Genomic DNA, 16,653 nt, shown 5'->3' with positions numbered 1-16,653 from the left:
AGTAGTCTCGGTGATTCCGGATGTGGGTCCCGGCAAGCTGATCGGTGGCACGTACCTGTCCCTCGAGGGTGGGATGCCGTGCCAGCCTGGGCGGGGTGCGCGTTCCATGGGTGTGACCCTAAGCGCCCGCGGTGACGGTCCAACGTCCTCGCACCCTGCTATGACACCATTGGCGAAGGTCTCGACGAAGGAACGCACACTCATGAACGAAATCACGCCTGTCCTGCTGCGCGGAGCAGATATCAAGCCCTATTCGGACGACAACGGGAACGTCATCGAGGGAACCCCGAGAACGAACGGCTACAGCATCGTGGAGTTCAGGGGCTCGAACTGCAAGCTCGTCTTCGGGGAGAACGTGCGCATGTATGGGCAGATCGCTTTCCAACGTGACGACTCGATTGCATCCCTGGCTGACAAGGGTTTCTACCGGGGCCGCACGTCTTTAGGCCTCGGCTGCAGCGTCTCATTCGGATACAACATCTACTGCGGTATCGACCTGCAGGTGAATACCGCTGAGGGCCAGAGCATCACCATCGGTGACGACATCCTCATCGCCAACCACGTTCGCATCAAGGGCGACGACTCCCACCCGATCTACGACGGCGTCACAGGGCAGCGCATCAACCCTTCCCGCCCCGTGGTCATCGAGGATCATGTGTGGATCGGGCAGGAGACGTTCATCATGCCCGGGTCGCACATCGGCACTGGCAGCATCATCGGTGCTCGGAGCATGGTGATGCGAGGAGGCCCGATACCTCCCCATTCACTGGCCGCCGGGTCGCCGGCCACTGTGCGACGCAGTAACGTCCACTGGGTACGGAAGCACACCCAGAACAGCTTTGACCTGACCGAGGAGATCGAGCCCATGCTCAGCCCCGAAGAGCCGGCACCCGTGCCACGAGGCTCGAAGCTTCTCACCTGCGACTCCTGCAGCTTTCAGGCGCACGCCCGCGATGAGGGAGACATCGTTGCGGCCGCAGCAGGGCACGAATTCGACGAACCAAAACACACGGTGACCGTCAGTAATTGAATGCTGAACGTAGAAAGCCCCGCACTCCGGTTGGAGTGCGGGGCTTTTCTGTGACTAGGCGAAGACGGGCTGCGGGTTGTAGGCCACGTTTGTCACCAGGGGGCTCTCGTACTGGCTGTAGAACGTCTGGCTGATGTCGAAGTTGTACTGGTACGGGGTGGCGGGGTCGATCTTCACGTCGCGGATGGTCTTGTTTCCGAAGGCGCGGCACGCTGTCTTGTTCGGCGAACCCGGCACGTTGCGTGAGAGCCGGATGTGCTGGATGGATGCGTTGGAGGATCCTCCGCAGGAGATGCCGCCGGGTGCTGAGTCCTTATGGGTGCCGCCGAGGATGGTGACGTTCTCGGCGGGCTGATCCCCCCCGGTGCAGTGGATGTCCCAGGTGCCGGTGGTGTGGCCTTGGATGCGGTAGCCGTCGAGGACGACTTCTCCGGCGAGGAAGTGGATGAGTACCGCGGAGCTGCCGGCGTAGTTGTAGTTCGGGTCGCTGCGCATCGTGAAGTTGGTGTTTGTGACCCCGTGATATGCGCCGACAACCCAGTGGTGGTACTGGCTCCCGGGTGGCGTCTGGTCGTCTGGGACGTCCTGGTCGGGGTTCTCGACACCGCCGAAGAACACCCGGCGAGGGTGCGTGGACTTACAACCGATCATCTGGATGTTCTCAGCGGTCAGCGATCGTACGGCAGGGTTGCCGGGGTAGTTCACGTGATGGCCGATGTGTCGCTGCGACCAGTTGCATTCGTTCCGCTCGGCATGGCATCCGATGTAGGTGACGTCTCGTGCGGCGCTCATGGTGCCGTGGGCCTTCGCTTCGAAGCCGTGAGCGTTGCCTGTGGAGTAGCAGTCGGTGTGGTTGACGTCGTAGGAGTAGTCGTCGGCTTCGAAGCCGTTGGAGTTCACGTAGGAGCGTTCCAGCGCGTAGCGGGTTCCGTTGGCGTGGCAGCGGGTGTACCAGATGTGTCCGGATCCGTGGGAGGTGAAGCCGTCGTCGCCGTACTTATCGGCGTAGCAGTCGGTGGCGTAGATGAATTCGGAGGGGTCCGGGATGATCGCGCCGTCGCCGGCGTTCCCGTAGTACGGGGTGGTGAAGTCGAAGCAGTGCTGGACGGCGTTGATGGAGCGCACGTGCTCGAGGTAGATGTGCCGGGAGTTCACGACGGACACGTTGGTGCCGTAGATCCCGCCGGCGGGCTGCGTGCCGGGGGCGGTGCCGATGGTGGTGTCTCGCTCGAAGTAGCGGCCGTCGACGGTTAGATGGCGAAGCCCTGCGTCGTGGGTGCCAGGGGGGAAGACGAATCCGCGGGCGTCCCACCCGAGGCCGGCCGCGTGGTGGAACTGCGTGGCTTCCCGCCCCCGGCCCTCGAGGAACGTCTTCGTATGGATCTCTACCTCACCTTTGTACCTGCAGAACCCTGCTGGGGCTTGGTGGAAGCCGGGGGTCTGCCCGGCCAGGCGGAGCCCGATCGTGTTTTGCTCGATGATCTCGGGCGTCCAGATGAGGGCATCGAAGACCACGTTGAACGGGGCGCCCGTGATGTCGTTGAACAGGTCCTTGAACAGTTCGACGGCGTTCGCCTCCGTGAGTACCCGTGTAGCTGGGGTTTCCGGCATTGCACCCTCCTACGGGCATGGGAAAGGGGAGCCACCGTCGCTGGTGACTCCCCTTCGCGTGGCTGGGTCAGAGGCCGTACTGGGCTTTCATCTGGGCGAGGATCGAAGCACGTTCGGCGGTGGTGGCGGCGTAGGGCAGGAACGCGAGGCGCGTGTAGTCCGTCCTGTTGAAGACGCTGGCGGCGCTGTTGATCCCGAGGTTGATGAACGTCCTCGAGCTGGTGCCCGCATTGCCGGCTACTTCGACTCCGTCGACGCTGATGCTGGAATTTGCACCGTTGTTGACGACGATGTAGATCCGCCAGTTGGTGTTGACTGCGGCCGCCGAGGTGCCGAGTGCTGTCCCGGCCGTGACTTCCATTTTCGTGTTGGTGCCGTCGGTGCGGACGTGCACGCCTCCGGCGAGGACGGTGTTGCCAGCCTTCAGTTCGTTCATCCTCGCGACGATGACCGTTGTCATTGGTTGAGGTTTCGCGTAGGCGAGTTGCATCCAGTTCGCGACACCGTCGAACCGGACGATCCGCCGGCCGCCATCAGTCACGACAGATGGCATGTTGCCAGCGGCGGAGCGAGACGGAAGTACCAAACCGCTGACAAGATCGGGCCAGGACGCGAGCAAACCGACCGGCAGGATGTCCGCAGCCCAGTCGTTCACTGCACCAGCGACAGGCCGTACGTACGCAAGTTCGATCTTCGGGAGGGTGGTGTCGCCGAAGGACACCGGGGCGATGATGGCGCGAGCGGTCACTGCGGGATCCAGCCTCTCGATTGCAGGTATGGGTAGAAGACCTTTGACGCCAGAAGTGCGGCTGAGGCTTTGGTGTAGTGCGTCCCGTCGGCCATGATGGACGGCGGCAAAGTGTCCGCCGCCATGGCTGCAAGATCGTCCGATGTAGGAGTGATGCCCTGGTCGTAGATGCACCTGTCGATGAGGTACCGGCGGACGTCCACGAAGCGTGGGCCGTACTTCGCCGCGAGGGCGGCGTTGATACTCGTCACGGTCGCGTGCCCGGCGGTCCCGCGAGTTTCGGTTGTCGTTGTGATTGTCCCGACCAAGATGACTTGTTTGAGATCGACCGTCAGGTAGTTCACGAGCCTCTGTGTGGAGGCGACGACGTGAGTGACGACGCTCGAGTCGGCGCCGATGACGTTATTAGAGACGTCATTGCGCCCGATGAAGATGATGAGGGTGTCGGTCCGGTGCAGGTCCCAGTTCGCGGCGAAGCGGAGCGGCCCGTCGACGGGTGTCGCCGCCCCCGCACTGTTCCTGGTGAAGATGAGCGCGTTGCCCTCATTCTTTCGGATCACCCCGGAGATACCAGCGAGGGAACCGTGGAAGGATCGGATGTTGTTCGCACCGGTCCAGCCAATTATCTGGCTAGTCGTCAGATTCACCGGACCCGACGCAGGGATTGTCCCGCCCACGACTGCAACCTCAAAGGGGAGACCCCCCAGATTGATGGCTATCTCATCGGCAGTCCAGCCAGCGACGGCCCGGTTGAAAACCTCGACGCCCGCGGGCACGAGAGTTTGGAGTTGGGCTGGCCACGACTGGCCCGTGGACCAGTTACCGGAGACCCCGTCATAGCCAGCGGTCAAGGAGTCGCCCAAGGTCGCGATACGGGTCTTGGCCGAGCGCGTGTAACCGAGCATGTCGTTTGCGGCGTCAAGGCTCGACGCCGCGGCGGTCTTATAGGCCACGAACGTCCCATCGGACCTGACCCCGTGAGAAATGTATCCGTCCTGATCAACGTGAACCTCAGCCCAGCCAGGGGCGCTGACAGGCTGGGCGACTGTTCCCGCCACCCCGAGAACAGTCGGCGGCTTCTCGAAGTTGAAAGCGCCATCCGGCTTGACGCCGCCGGCGATATAGCCTGCCTCGTCGGTGAACGGCAAGGCGTACTGAGTGCTGCGCACATCTCGAAGCGCCCGTGCGTCAGAGCCCTTCACGACGTCGACCCCGGCAAGAACTGTGTTTACGGCGTTCGTTGCTGCTTGCACAGGTGCGGCGTCTGAGGCGATTGCATCGACGACCATCCCTTCCACCGCGTCGAGGGGTGCGTAGATGTCGGCCGCGTTCTGCTCGGTGAGGAGTCGGATGACCGGGTCGTCCTGGGGGAGGGCCATGTGGCTCCTATCCGGTGAAGTAGTAGTTGCCGTCGGTGCCCTGGTAGACGGTGATGTCGTTGGCGCCGAGGAGTATGTAGGGGACCCCGTCTGGGGCGAGTGCGAGGTTCGACGGGCGTGACGCACGCTTGAAGGCCTCGTCTACCTGCTCGTCCGTTGGGCCCTGCGCGAATTGCTTCGCCTCTTCGGCTGCGTCAGCGGAAATCTCAGCTGCGATGCGGGCCAGCTCGGCGTCGTCTCGGGCGGCGATGACCGCGGCGTCCTTCGCGTCGTTGGAGTCGCGGCGGAAGCTCAGGTTCCCGGACTTCCAGATGTGGTGGAAGTTCTCGGAGACGACGTACACGTCGGGGAAGATCGGCAGCGCCCCGACCGGAACATCCAGGCGGGTGAGTCCGGACGGCGTTTTGATCGTCAGTGGGTTGCTGAACGTCGTGTCGTTCTCCTCGAACACCTGGTACGTGGTGTTCGAAGTGACGATGGCGCTGACGACGCCGTCCGGGCCGACCGAAGCGGCGTCGCCAGCTGCGATGCCCGGGTAGTAGATGTCCGGCACGGCGGCCTCCTAGTGGGGTTGGGCATAGAAAAGGACCCCACTAGGAGGTCCGGGGTGGTGCAGGAGTGGTGCTATTCGGCTCGACGTTTCCCTGTGCCGTTGGGGATGACGTAGACGCCGGCGGCGGTGAGCATCGCGGACAGCACGGTGAGGACGACGAACAGGTCCGTTCCTGGGCCGATCAGGCCGAGGGCCGCGGTCGTACCGGATCCGAGGATCGCGACGATGAACTTGGCGTAGGGTGCGAAGTCGTTCACTTGGCCCCCTTGATCGCGGCGACGATGGTTGCCACGGCGCCTTTGATGGAGTCCGCCAGCAGTCGGCGGTCCTCGTCGCGGGAGGCCCGCTGCGATGTCAGCACCCACGCAAGACTGTTCTGGCCCTTCCCCTTGTTGTCGACGACGACCTTAGTCAGGACCCGGTCGGCGATCTTGTCGATGTCTTCGTTCGTGAGAGCCATGTCGTCCTCTTCCGTTGCTGCTGCGCCCGTGCTGCCGGGCCTAATGGGTGTGTTCGTAACCACGGAGAAGTGGTCGAGTGGGTTGACCCGCGAGTAGAGCGGGTCGGAGTAGTTCACGGGGAAGCGGATGGCGGAGAAGTGGACGTGGGGTCCACCTGACCGGCCGGTGTTCCCCGATAGGCCGACGAGCGTGCCTGCTGTAATGCGCTGGCCCACCCGGGCGTCCATGTAGGACTCCTGCTTGTGGGCCATGTACGACCCGATCGGTCCGTGGTCGAGGCACGTGACGATTCCCGAGGGCCACCCGCCCGGCCCGTAAATGAACCCGTATTTCAGGGCCACCCATTCGGGCATGTTCTCGCCCCACCCGGCGTAGTCGACGACGGCGTCCCCTGGCGCATAGACGGGGGTTCCGATCGGGCATCCGTAGTCGATGCCGTCGTGGCCCATCGGCTGGTAGTTGCCGTAGTTGAATACGAGCTGCTGGACGGCAGTGCCGTTCGGGTCCGCCCCGACGCCGCCCGTCTTGTTCGCTCCCCACGGTTGGGTGATGACCGGGTTATCCACCGGGTGTCTACTGAATACGTTCATTCGGGTCCCTTTCGCAGGGTGCGGAAAAGCCCTGTCCGATTGGCGGGGCTCAGTGTGGGTAGAGGCGAGGAGGCTCGCCGATGTCGGTGTCTTTCAACCGGTGCCGTGCGTCGATGTCCCAGACGCGGTGCTTCGCGATGAGTTCATCGCGGGTACGGATGTCGCGGTAGAGCCCGTCGTTCTCGCGGCGGAGGTCCCGGGTCGTGGTGCGCTCGGTGCGAAGGTCCTCCTCGGCGATCCGTTTGCCTTCAGTCAGCTCCTCCCATGACTGCTCGCGGGTGGCGAGTTCGTTGGCGGCTTTCTGCTGCGCGATGGTGTCCTTACGTCCGCGCCTGGCCTGGATGATGCTCCAGACCAGTGCGGCGAGACCCGTCAGGGACACGATGAGGGCGGCGATGTCGATCTGCATGTGTGTCCCCTACTTGTCGCGCCGTGTCAGATCGGCCGTCACCTTCTGGATCAGTGGTTCGAATGGGTTGCGCAGTGGCTGGCGGAGCATGGTCGCGTCTTTGAGGAAGACCGCTGTCCAGATGACGGCGCCCGTGTAACCTGCGGAGGTTCCGCCGTAGATGGAGGCGAAGAATCCTCCGGCCCAGCATGCTGTGGTGACGACGGAGAACAGGAGTCCGGCGCGTGCTGCGGCTTCCCTCCCGACTACCGCGGCGATGAGGCATGCTGCTCCGGTGATGAGGAACAGGTAGCCCCAGAAGACGATCCCGGCTCCGAGTGAGATGCCGGCTACGGCGTCGATGATGCCTTGGTAGGAGCCGGAGGTGAAGGACCCTGGGTCGAGGACGCAGAGCAGGCCGATGATGAGGTGGCGGCCAGCGGCGACGAGCAGGTAGAACCTTGCGCGTCGGGACATGTACTGCTCGCTGATGAGATCGGACCGCGACATGGGTGCCTCTATCCGACTTTGTCGATGCGGACGCGGGTGTCGACGGTTCCGGACCCGATCGATACTGCTCCGAAGCGGATGACCTCGCCAGCCTGGAAGAGGGTGCGGGGGAACGTCGTCGAGATCTCCCAGAGGTATCCGGAGGTGTTGCCGGTCGTGATGACGTCGCCGCGCCCGTTCCTGAGGATCACTCCGGCGTTGCCGACGTTCGTGGTGCGGGGGGTGGTGATGGAACCGCCCTCGTAGTAGCCGCGCCGAAGGATTCTGATGGACCCCGACAGGGGGCCCTGCTCCGCGAAGCCCGCGTTGACTGCGTAGTTCGCGTCGTGGGAGAGAGGCCCGACGTCCCATGCTCGGCCGCCGCCGGCCCAGCCAAACCCGTTGCTCCCGGTCCAGAACTCCATGTGCTGGATGCCGTCGCGGATGACCCAGTCCCAGACGCCATTACCGATCGGCTCGTACTGGTAGAGCGTGCCGTCGATCGTGACTCTCGCCCCCGGTGCTTTGAGGTACTCGAGGGCCATCTTGTTCATGGCGATCTGTCCACCTCCGCCGCCGCCGAATACGCGCAGGTCGGTGATGGACTGGGGCTGGGTTTCACCTCCGAGCCACTCGACGAGCCACAGTGGCTGGTCGTCGACCTCGCCCGGGCTCGTCTCGCGGCCGGTGGGGATCGATCGCGATGACGTGCCCTGCACCTTCGTGATGGTGGTCGGCCCGCCACCGGTGGGCGTCCAGTCTCGGCGAGGTGTGATGAGGTCGAAGCGACGGGCGTTCAACGCGGGCGGTGTGCACACCACCGTGACGGTGCTGTCCGATGTGTCCCACACCCCGTGTCCCCAGAACCCTGAGGGGGCGGGGCTGATGTTCACCGCGTACGGGGTCGAAGGGTGAGCCGTGCACAGCAGCTCCGAAGGGTTCGACACCCCGTAGATGGGGCCCCGGGATCGGGCCGACTCGGACCACTCGATCTCGTTGATGCCCTGCCCGGGGATGGTGTCGTAGAAGTGCGATTCGATGCCCATCAGGCTCTCTCTTCCTTGCGTTGGGATGCCTTGACGGCGGCGAGGTTCTTCTGGGTTTCGGCTGCCGAGTCGACGCGTTCGCCGATGACTGGTTCGGACACGATGACGTTGGGTGCGACGACGGTCCGGACGGCTTCGGTGACGGGCTGGTTGATGACGCCGGCGGGTGTCCGGATTGGGACGATGTCGCCGACGAGGACCCCGTCGGTCCCGTACCGGAATGCTGTGGTCTCGGCGAGGGTGATGGACAGGAAGTCGACCTTCCCGGCTTCGACGAGGGCTTCCTGGCCGCGTGCGTCCATTGTGGCGATCGTCTTTGCGACGTCCTCGGGTTCGGTGTCGTCCTTTGCGTCGCGGGCGTCGACGAAGCCTTCGCCGCAGAACCCCCAGATAGTCTCGGCGCCGGTGTCGACGAGGCGCCGGTACCGGCGTGCCTTGCCCTCTCCTGGGCCGCCGACGACGACGCGGGTGATGGTGGGGCGCCGCCTCGTGTGCTTGTAGGCCTTGAGCGTCCCAGCCTTTACGGAGAGCTCGTACGGGTACACGCGAGGCACGTACACGTCGAACACGAGTTGCACCCCGATCTGCCGGATCCGGATCCCGATTCCGGCGTTCGTGACGCTCGGGAAAATCCGGTCCGGGAGGGGGTGCATCCGCAGGGTGGCTCCTCCGGGGATGGTCGCGCCGCGCTGCTGGTCCGGCGCGACGACCAGCCCGGGGATCTGGAGGCGGGTGACGCCGTTCTCGCGGACGGCGTTCTTGATCACGGTTTCGGCTTTGCCCGTGTACGACCGGTACTCGGCGGCGGACTGATCGACCGTGTACCCGGTGGCCCCGGACGTCGGAACCTGCCAGCCGAGGATCGCCCCGATGAGGCTGTCGTCGGACAGGACGAGGACCTCGAGGGTGTCGCCGTCGCTGGTCTCCGTCGCCTCGTCCACGACACCCGTGAACAACGAGGCGGGGTCGCCGTCGTCGAAGACAACGCGGGCGGACGGCGCCCGGAGCGCGGCGACGACGTCGGCGTGCACCATGCGGTCCGCGTCCGTGCCGGTCACCTGCAGCGGCACCACCATGCGGGCCGTCCCGATGAGGGGGAAGACCCGCGGGGTGATGACCAGTTCCACCGGTGCGCCGACCTGTGCGGCGAACTGGCGATCCTTGTCGTAGACGGTGATCTTCAAGGGTTCACCACGCTCGCTTGTAGAGGGACGGCAAGTTCAGTTCGACCACGCCGTTCCCTTCGAAGTTCACGGCGAGCTTCACGCGGCGCCCGACTGCGACCGGCGCGAAGTCTGGGGAAGCACCCAGCTGCTTGGACCTGTTGACCGGGTTGATGAGGTCGACGCCGAACACGCGCTCCGAGGGTTTCATCCGGTCCGCCGGGCTGAGGGCTGCCTGGGCTGGGCTGAGCTGGTAGAGGACGGCTCCGATCTTCGTCGGGTCCGACTCGATGACCAGGCAGTGGCCGGCCGGAACGGCGAAGGGAATTGCAATGGTCCTCGACCCCACACCGACCCACGCGCCGGCGGCGGTCTCACCGTCGACGTACCAGCGGCCGTAGGACTCGACGTCGCCGAGGTTGTCGATCGACGCGTTCGCCGTCGTGAAGCCCTGCCCGATGTTGAACAGGCCGGGCCCGTTCGGATCGAAGAACGGGTCCTCCGGGCGGGGCGGGTCGAACGACTTGACCGACGGTTTGCCCACCCAGAACGGCTGGTCCGCCATCAGGTACAGGGCGTACCGTGCCCAGCCCTGTAGCGAGGGGATGGTCTCCACGCCGTCGTCGACGGACTTCTCCGGGTCGTAGCGGAGCTCGAGGTGGCGTTCCTCGCCGCCGTCCGGCTGGACGACAACCCAGCGCCCGACTCGCTCTGGATCCATCGTGTCGAAGAACGCCCGGTCCCGTTCGATGAATTGGGTGCCCTTGCCCTCGTGCCAGGTCTTCACCGGCCAGAACACTTCCCGCTCGTTCCAGCGGGTGCCCCTGTGCTGTGATCCGTGGAAGCCGGGCGGGCTGTTGCGGAACCTGACCCCTGTGGGCTGTCCGAGGCCGCGCAGCCCGGAGAGGAGGAACACGCCGGACCGGCGGTCGCACACGTCCCAGATTGACCCGTCCCAGCCCTCCCACCGCATCCGCATCCCGTTGAGGTCTGCGCTGTCGGCGGGAGTGCTGGGGCTGGGTGCGGACATGCCGAGCAGGAGATTGGGCATCAGTTCCTCCTGTTTCCGTAGGCCGCCGCCATGTCGCGGGATTGTTGTTCGCCCTGCCGGGCGATGCTGCTGGCGTACTCGTGTGCGAGGCCGGGCTCCGCGCTGATCTGCCAGACGTGCTGCACGGACGGTGTGGACGCGGCTGCTGCCCCGTAGCCGGTGGTCGCGTACTCACGGCCGCCTGCGCGCCCGCCTGACGCGAACGCGGGGAGGGAGGATAGGCGCGGGTCGTCGCGGTGGATGGCCCACAGCAAGTCGCTGTGCTTCTCGGTCATCCGTGCACTGGTGATCTGCTCACCGCCGTCGAGCCAGGACATGGGCGCCCCGGTCTTCGAGTTGATGCCGAGGATCCCATCGGTGATGTCCGTACCCGGCCCCGTGGTGGGAAGGCGTCCGCCGATGGCGTGGCGGGGGATTCGCCCGCCGTCCGCGTTCCTGCCGACTTGCCCGACACCGACGCGCTCGTTCCGCTCGGTGACAACGACGATCTTCGACTCTTTGTAGGAGGGGATCGCCGCGATCGCCGCGCTGGTCTGGTTCGCCATGTCGCGGGCGTAGGAGTCCATGAACGACGTGACTGACGCGCCGGCTGGGATCTTGAGGATCTGAGACGTCGTGTTGTCGGCCTCGTTGCGGGCGGCCGACGACATGAAACTATCGATCGCTTCGGACTCTGGGATCCCGAGGGACGCCGCACGCGTGCGCAGAGCCTCCTGGAACGCCGCATCGGACATCCACGAGTCGATGGTCTCCCTGTTCGGGATGTCGTCGGCGGCCTTCTTCGTCATGCCCGCGGTTTCGAACGCGGCCGTGTTCATAGCCGATTCGACGTACACGCTGTTGGGGATCTCCCCGATGGCCTCGCCCGTGGTGTCGGCCCGCATCTCAGCGGCTTCCGACATCCACGTTTCGATAGCCACGCCCGGGGGGATGCCCATCAGCTCGCGGGTCAACGCGATCGCCTGGTCCTTGCCGAGGCCGAGACCCATGGCGCTTTGCACGCCGGCGTCATAGGTCGCGATGAGCTGCTGGTTGACGTCCGCAGTCGACTTGGAGAGGTCGCCGGAGAACGTCTCCGCGACCTTGAGTCCGTCGGACACGATCCCTTGCAGGACACCGTTGGCGTTCTTCCCAGCCTCGGACATGGTGTTGAAGTCCGTGCCCGTCGCGTTCAGGATCGACCCGAGTTCGCCCTGCGAGTTCACGACGTCGGCGACTGCCTGACCCATCCCGCGGAGGGTCTCCTGCCAGCCGAACGCTGCGTCTCGGCTGGACATCGTTGCGAGGCCCATCGAGAACAGCATGTCCGTGAACTTCTGCAGGTCGATGATCGCGCCCTCAGCGGACAACCCGATCTCGGCGAGTGCTTCGATCATTTCGTCTGAAGCCGCAGCTGCCTGCTCTGCAGCGGCACCAGCGAGCCCGAGGGCATCAGCTGTGCCCTGGGCGCCGCCAGCTGCGTTCTCCTGTTCGACAGCGACGCCTGCGAGGGCGTCGGCGTACTGCGGGAACAGTGCGGAGACTTCCTCCGTCGTCGCACCCTGAGCGAGCATCTGCTCCTCGAGGCGCTTGAACGTCGCAGCTGCACCGTCGATGTCGCCCGAACTGACGAGGTCGGACAGTCCGGCGTCGACGCGCTTCCACGAGTCCTCGAGGATCGCCACGGACCCTTCCACCCCTGTCACCGCGGTCACAATGGGCTGGGCCCAGTCGTTGAAGCGCTGCTCGGCGTTCGGGTTGAAGGTCCGCTCGATGGCGGATTCGAGGTTTGTGATGTTCTCGGTGAGAGCGTCGCCGTCGCGGTTCTTGAACAGGTCGTCAAGGGCCGCGGAGGCACCCGGGCTCTCGTTGGCGACCTTCGTGAGGGCGAGCGCGACCCGGCCCATACCGGTGTCGATCTTGCTCATGTAGTTCGCTTCGGCGATCTTCGCGAGGACGACCGTCACGCCCGCGAGGGCGCCTGCCGCGCCAGCGGCCCTGCCAACCTTCGACAGGCCGGTGGCAGCACCGGGCGCGCTGGAGGAGAGCTTCTTGAAGGCGTCCACTGTGTCCAGCGCCCGCGGCACGACAAGCAGGAGCCCGCCAGCGGCGAGGGCGGCGACGCCGACGACGCCAGCAAGCCCTGAGATGGCGCCCTGCACCGGCGCGGGCAGGTTCCCCCACATCTCCGCCATGTCCGCGACCGACTCGGAGACCTCCTGGATGACAGGGAGGACCACGGCGCCGGCGTCGATCGCGGCGTCCTTGATCCCGTTCCAGGCGATCCGGACCTGCGACTCGGTGGTCGCGTACCGCTTGTTCGCTTCCTCTAGGAGTGCCGTGTTCTCCGACCATGCCTGGTTGCCCTGAGCGAGGCCGTCGGCGAGGAGGGTGCCCGAGTTTGCGAGGGCGAGCATGACCTGCGTGCTCTCGGTGCCCTTGATGCCCATGTCGGCGAGCGAAGCGACGACGTTGCCGCCTTCGTCCTTCACTCGTCCGAGGCCCTGCGCGACCATGGACAGCGCCTGCACCGGGGACCGTTCGAACGCTGCCGCGAACTCCGCCGCACTGGTGCCGGCGGTCTTCGCGAACGCCTCGAGCTTCGGGCCGCCCTCCTTGATGGAGGAGTACATGCCCAGGAGGACGCGGGTCGCGACGCCACCGCCCAGCTCGGCCCGAATGCCCATGGACGCGAGGGCATTGGACAGGGCGAGGACTTCGACTTCGGACCCGCCTACGGTCGCCATTGCACCGGCGATCCGCTGGGCCATGGACAGGATGTCTGCTTCCGTGGAGGCGCCGTTGTTGCCGAGTTCGACGAGGGTCGCGCCGAAACGGGACACACCTTCGGCCCCTTCGCGGCCCATGGTGCCCATGACGTTCGAGATTTGGGCGATCTGCGTTGCGGCTTCGTCAGCGGTGAGGTTTGTGGACTCGCCGAGGTCGATCATGGTCTTCGTGAATCCGAGGACGTCCTCACGGGCGACGCCAAGCTGCCCGGCTGCCTCAGCGACGGCGGCGATCTCCATGTGCGCGAGGGGGAGCGACTTCGCGAGACCGCGGATCCCGGTTTCGAGTTCTGCCATCTGCTCGGGCGTGCCATCGATGGTCTTGGTGACACCAGCCCAGGAGGATTCCCAGTCCATGGCGGCCTTGGCGGCGAAGCCCAGGGCCCCGACTGCTACAGCACCAAACGCGGTGAGGGAGCCACCGGCCTGATCCCATGCGGCCCGGTTGTCCTTCGCGGACTTCGCGACCTCGTCGAGAGTGCGGCCGAGTTGCTTGATGGGCCCGCCTGCTCGAGCAGCTACGGCTGCAGCAGCGTCCGATGCTACTGCTGCGTCCTTTACTGCCTTCGAGTAGGTTGACAGCCCGGTCTCGGCGGCCCGGGACGACGAGACGAACTTGTTGTTCGAGTCGACCAGTTTGCCCGCTGAGTTGTAGTGCAAGTCGTGGGCTTTGGCGGCGTCCTGCGCTGCCTGCGCTTCTTTGCCGAGCGCCGCCGCTGTTGCTGCTGCCGCAGCGGCGGCTTCCTTTGAGGCCTGCTTCGACTTCTGTCCGGTTTTCTCCGTAGACGAGGCCACGTCGTCCGTGGCCTTCTTCGCCTGGCCCATCGCGGACACGTATGCCCCGACACTGGCGGCCAGCCGGACGACGACGGAACGCTCGGCCATGGTGCCTCCAGGTATGTAGTTGTCAGGTCACGCGTCGACGGGCATCGGCTTGAGTGGCTTGTCGTCGGGGCGGGTGTACTCCGTGTAGAGGAGCTCGCCGGGGGACGGCTCGTAGCCCTTGACCCCGGTGATCCGGTCGACGGCCGCTTTGCTCTGGCAGGTCCTCCGCTTCGCGTCGAACCAGCCGTCGTTGTCGGGGTTCTGACAGATGTGGCGGGGCCACCCGCAGTCGCAGAGGCCGTCCTCGTAGAGGGTGTACGCGTACTCGAGGAGCCGGTCCTTCGTCTCGTCGCGGTACCCGAGGTACTCGGACGGGGCCCGCGTGTAGCGAGCCGCGGTCTTGAGCGCGGCTACGACTCCGGGCCAGCGGCGGGTCCAGAGAGCTTGCGCAAAAAATCGGCGTCCAGGGTGGGGATCCCGTTGGTGGCGGTGAGCTGCGCGTCGTGGATTGCGCCGAGCTGAGCGTCGCCGATCTTCTTGTACAGCTGCTCGACCTGCTCGACGGATAAATCCACGGTTTTCCGTTCGCCGCCGGACTTTTTCATGCCGACGATGGACATGGCGAGGACGCGGAAAATGAACCCGCTGTTCTCTTCGGTGCCATCGTTCATCGCCTGGTCGTGGGCTTCTCGGATGTACTTCCGCTCCGTTCCGCTGAGGGCACGCACGTACACGGTGATCTTCGATGCTTCGAACTGCTTCGCGAGGTTCACCCACTGGTCCTCGAGGCTGTCCTTCGTGGGCGACGCGGCGGTCTTCTCGGCGTCCTGGACGCGGACCTCTACGTCGATGCGGCGCTGCAGGTCGGCCATCTCGCCGAGAAGCGCCGCGTTCGTGAAGATGTCGGCGGACTGCTCGGGGAGGTTCGCGTCGGCGAACCAGTCAGCGAAGTCGAACTCTTCGGGGGTGGTCTTGGTCATGGGGTTCAGCCTCCATAGGTCGGGGCAGCCTCAGGGGTGGTGCAGCGGGCGCGTGGAGGCTGAGACACACGCGCCCGCCGGTCGTGCTGGTCAGACCCCGGCGACGGGGACTTCGGTGACCATGTTCTGCGCGAGGAACTCGATGCGGCGCTTGATGTTGCCGTCGTTGTTCACCCGCATCGGGGCGTCGGACACGAGCTCGCCGCCGAGGTGGATCTCGTCGCCGCTGGCCCAGTCCTCGGTGGAGGCCTTGTCGGACTCGCGGAGGTAGATCCACACGGTCGTGCCGCGGGTGCGGACGGCCTGGTAGCCGAGGTCGTCCCCGGTCTTATCCGCGCCGCCGGCCTCGAGGTACTCGCGGAGGAACGTGAGCGCCGTGTCGTAGTTCGCGGCGCCGAGTGCCTGACTGTTGCCCATCTGGCAGGCGGCCTTCTCGTTGAACCGGTCGGAGGCCGTGTTCGTGAAGTTCGCGTCGGAGTCGAGGACGGAGCAGGAAATGTCCTGTCCGGCGTTGAGCTCGGCGGCGGTGGGGATCCGGGCCGCGGGGGCTTCGGTCAGTAGGGTGAATTTCTTGCGTCCGTCAGCTGCTACCTTCATCAGCTAACCTCCTCTGTGTTCTCCGGCCGGGCCGGTTCGGTGACGGTGGTTGTGGTGCTGGCCGGAGTGGCCCTTCCCCGTGTTTTCGGGGGAAGTTTGTAGTTGAACGGTTCCTCCAGGTAGTGGAGGGGGACGCGGCGTTTCTTGCCGCCGCCTGGGGGTCTCGCGGTGACGAAGCCGTCTTCTGCCATGGGTTGCTCCTAGTTGGTGATGAGCCGCCATTGGAGGGGCAGCATGTACCGGACTGGGGTGAGTTCTTCGCCGCGGATGGGGGTGGGCTGGTCGAAGCCGTCGGGGTTCTTCCTGACGGTGCCCTTGGCGACGGTGAGGTTCAGGAGGATCTTCCGTACGTCACCTGCGACCCCGGCGGTCTGGGCGGTGCCGGGTCCTACGCAGGTGGTCTGGAAGTCGAAGACCAGTGCGCCGGTGGGGGTCTTACCTTCGGCGGTGGTCTCGCGTGGGTTGTCGCCGATGCCTGCGAAGAGGACGACGTAGGGGAGGACGAAGCCGGCTTTGTCGGTGGGGATGGGCCCGGTGACGCCGCCGTCGTACACGCGTCCGCTGATCCCGGCGATGCCACGGAGCGCTGCGAGGATTGCGTCTTTCAGGAGGATCGGGTCAGCCACCGAGGAGCCCTTCGCCTAGTCGCGCCATGGCGTCCCCGAAGGGGCCTTGCCGTCGGTCCGCCGCGGGGCCCATGAAGGGCTGCGCGGCCATGCGGGTAGTGCCGAGTTCGAGGTAGATGCCGTAGGACGCGGTGGGCCCGATGGTCGCTTCGAGTCCGTTGATGTCGGAGCCGATGGATCCTTGCAGGTTCCCGGTGTCGACTGGCGCGAGTTGCTTCGCGTCGGCTTCGATGTCGCGGGCGGTTTTCGCGACGACGAGTCGGGCCCTGGGCGCGGCTTGCGCTGCGGCCCGTGCGATGTCGGCGGACAGCTTCCAGATCTCGCTACCGTCCACGCGCTCACCGTCCT

General features: G+C 65.5%; 18 protein-coding genes. 1 reads left to right on the top strand and 17 read right to left on the bottom strand.

From position 1 onward, the window contains the following. The first annotated feature begins 202 nt into the window (after window positions 1-202). Window positions 203-1,030 (top strand): acyltransferase, encoded by an 828-nt coding sequence (locus ASF21_RS13190; RefSeq protein WP_055772101.1) that lies wholly within the window; start codon window positions 203-205, stop codon window positions 1,028-1,030. A 54-nt stretch (window positions 1,031-1,084) separates the two neighbouring features. Here the strand turns inward: ASF21_RS13190 and ASF21_RS13185 are convergent, their stop codons facing one another. The 17 genes from ASF21_RS13185 to ASF21_RS13110 form a co-directional block, all read right to left on the bottom strand. Continuing rightward, on the bottom strand, window positions 1,085-2,641 hold the full coding sequence (locus ASF21_RS13185) for a hypothetical protein (protein ID WP_055772098.1): 1,557 nt from the start codon (window positions 2,639-2,641) through the stop codon (window positions 1,085-1,087). 67 nt (window positions 2,642-2,708) lie between these two features. Then, complete coding sequence (locus ASF21_RS13180; RefSeq protein WP_157365915.1) at window positions 2,709-3,362, bottom strand: hypothetical protein; 654 nt, start codon at window positions 3,360-3,362, stop codon at window positions 2,709-2,711. 23 nt (window positions 3,363-3,385) lie between these two features. Next, a complete protein-coding gene (locus ASF21_RS13175; protein ID WP_055772094.1) occupies window positions 3,386-4,768 on the bottom strand; it encodes an SGNH/GDSL hydrolase family protein in 1,383 nt (460 codons plus the stop codon). Window positions 4,769-4,775: 7 nt separating this feature from the next. Further along, window positions 4,776-5,321 carry a hypothetical protein gene (locus ASF21_RS13170; protein WP_055772090.1) on the bottom strand — a complete coding sequence of 182 codons (546 nt, stop codon included), beginning with the start codon at window positions 5,319-5,321 and terminating at the stop codon, window positions 4,776-4,778. Between the two features lie 71 nt (window positions 5,322-5,392). Next, window positions 5,393-5,578 (bottom strand): hypothetical protein, encoded by a 186-nt coding sequence (locus ASF21_RS13165; protein WP_055772087.1) that lies wholly within the window; start codon window positions 5,576-5,578, stop codon window positions 5,393-5,395. Next, window positions 5,575-6,348 carry a M23 family metallopeptidase gene (locus tag ASF21_RS13160; RefSeq protein ID WP_055772084.1) on the bottom strand — a complete coding sequence of 258 codons (774 nt, stop codon included), beginning with the start codon at window positions 6,346-6,348 and terminating at the stop codon, window positions 5,575-5,577. Before ASF21_RS13160 ends, ASF21_RS13165 begins: the two co-directional genes overlap by 4 nt. Before the next feature lie 73 nt (window positions 6,349-6,421). Next, window positions 6,422-6,781 (bottom strand): hypothetical protein, encoded by a 360-nt coding sequence (locus tag ASF21_RS13155; protein WP_055772080.1) that lies wholly within the window; start codon window positions 6,779-6,781, stop codon window positions 6,422-6,424. A 9-nt stretch (window positions 6,782-6,790) separates the two neighbouring features. After that, complete coding sequence (locus ASF21_RS13150) at window positions 6,791-7,270, bottom strand: hypothetical protein (protein ID WP_055772076.1); 480 nt, start codon at window positions 7,268-7,270, stop codon at window positions 6,791-6,793. A gap of 8 nt (window positions 7,271-7,278) precedes the next feature. Next, window positions 7,279-8,295, bottom strand: coding sequence for a hypothetical protein (locus ASF21_RS13145; protein ID WP_055772074.1), 1,017 nt, complete (start codon window positions 8,293-8,295; stop codon window positions 7,279-7,281). Then, window positions 8,295-9,479, bottom strand: a complete 1,185-nt coding sequence (locus ASF21_RS13140) for a Gp37-like protein (protein WP_055772071.1) — start codon at window positions 9,477-9,479, stop codon at window positions 8,295-8,297. Before ASF21_RS13140 ends, ASF21_RS13145 begins: the two co-directional genes overlap by 1 nt. A 4-nt stretch (window positions 9,480-9,483) precedes the next feature. Then, a complete protein-coding gene (locus ASF21_RS13135; protein WP_055772068.1) occupies window positions 9,484-10,509 on the bottom strand; it encodes a hypothetical protein in 1,026 nt (341 codons plus the stop codon). Next, complete coding sequence (locus ASF21_RS13130; protein ID WP_055772065.1) at window positions 10,509-14,162, bottom strand: phage tail tape measure protein; 3,654 nt, start codon at window positions 14,160-14,162, stop codon at window positions 10,509-10,511. The genes ASF21_RS13135 and ASF21_RS13130 overlap by 1 nt, the downstream gene beginning before the upstream one ends. 350 nt (window positions 14,163-14,512) lie before the next feature. After that, window positions 14,513-15,082, bottom strand: coding sequence for a hypothetical protein (locus ASF21_RS13125; protein ID WP_055772063.1), 570 nt, complete (start codon window positions 15,080-15,082; stop codon window positions 14,513-14,515). Between the two features lie 90 nt (window positions 15,083-15,172). Then, entirely contained in the window at window positions 15,173-15,679 is a 507-nt protein-coding gene (locus ASF21_RS13120) for a hypothetical protein (RefSeq protein ID WP_055772060.1), read from the bottom strand. Continuing rightward, window positions 15,679-15,870, bottom strand: a complete 192-nt coding sequence (locus ASF21_RS16970; RefSeq protein ID WP_157365914.1) for a hypothetical protein — start codon at window positions 15,868-15,870, stop codon at window positions 15,679-15,681. The genes ASF21_RS13120 and ASF21_RS16970 overlap by 1 nt, the downstream gene beginning before the upstream one ends. 9 nt (window positions 15,871-15,879) lie before the next feature. Continuing rightward, complete coding sequence (locus ASF21_RS13115; protein ID WP_055772057.1) at window positions 15,880-16,305, bottom strand: hypothetical protein; 426 nt, start codon at window positions 16,303-16,305, stop codon at window positions 15,880-15,882. Next, complete coding sequence (locus tag ASF21_RS13110; RefSeq protein ID WP_055772054.1) at window positions 16,298-16,639, bottom strand: HK97-gp10 family putative phage morphogenesis protein; 342 nt, start codon at window positions 16,637-16,639, stop codon at window positions 16,298-16,300. The genes ASF21_RS13115 and ASF21_RS13110 overlap by 8 nt, the downstream gene beginning before the upstream one ends. Window positions 16,640-16,653 lie beyond the last annotated feature (14 nt).

This window comes from Arthrobacter sp. Leaf234, assembly GCF_001422665.1.
Lineage (GTDB): Bacteria > Actinomycetota > Actinomycetes > Actinomycetales > Micrococcaceae > Arthrobacter_D.
Note: the sequence above shows the minus strand (reverse complement) of the source record. Positions and strands in the feature narration are given on the sequence as shown.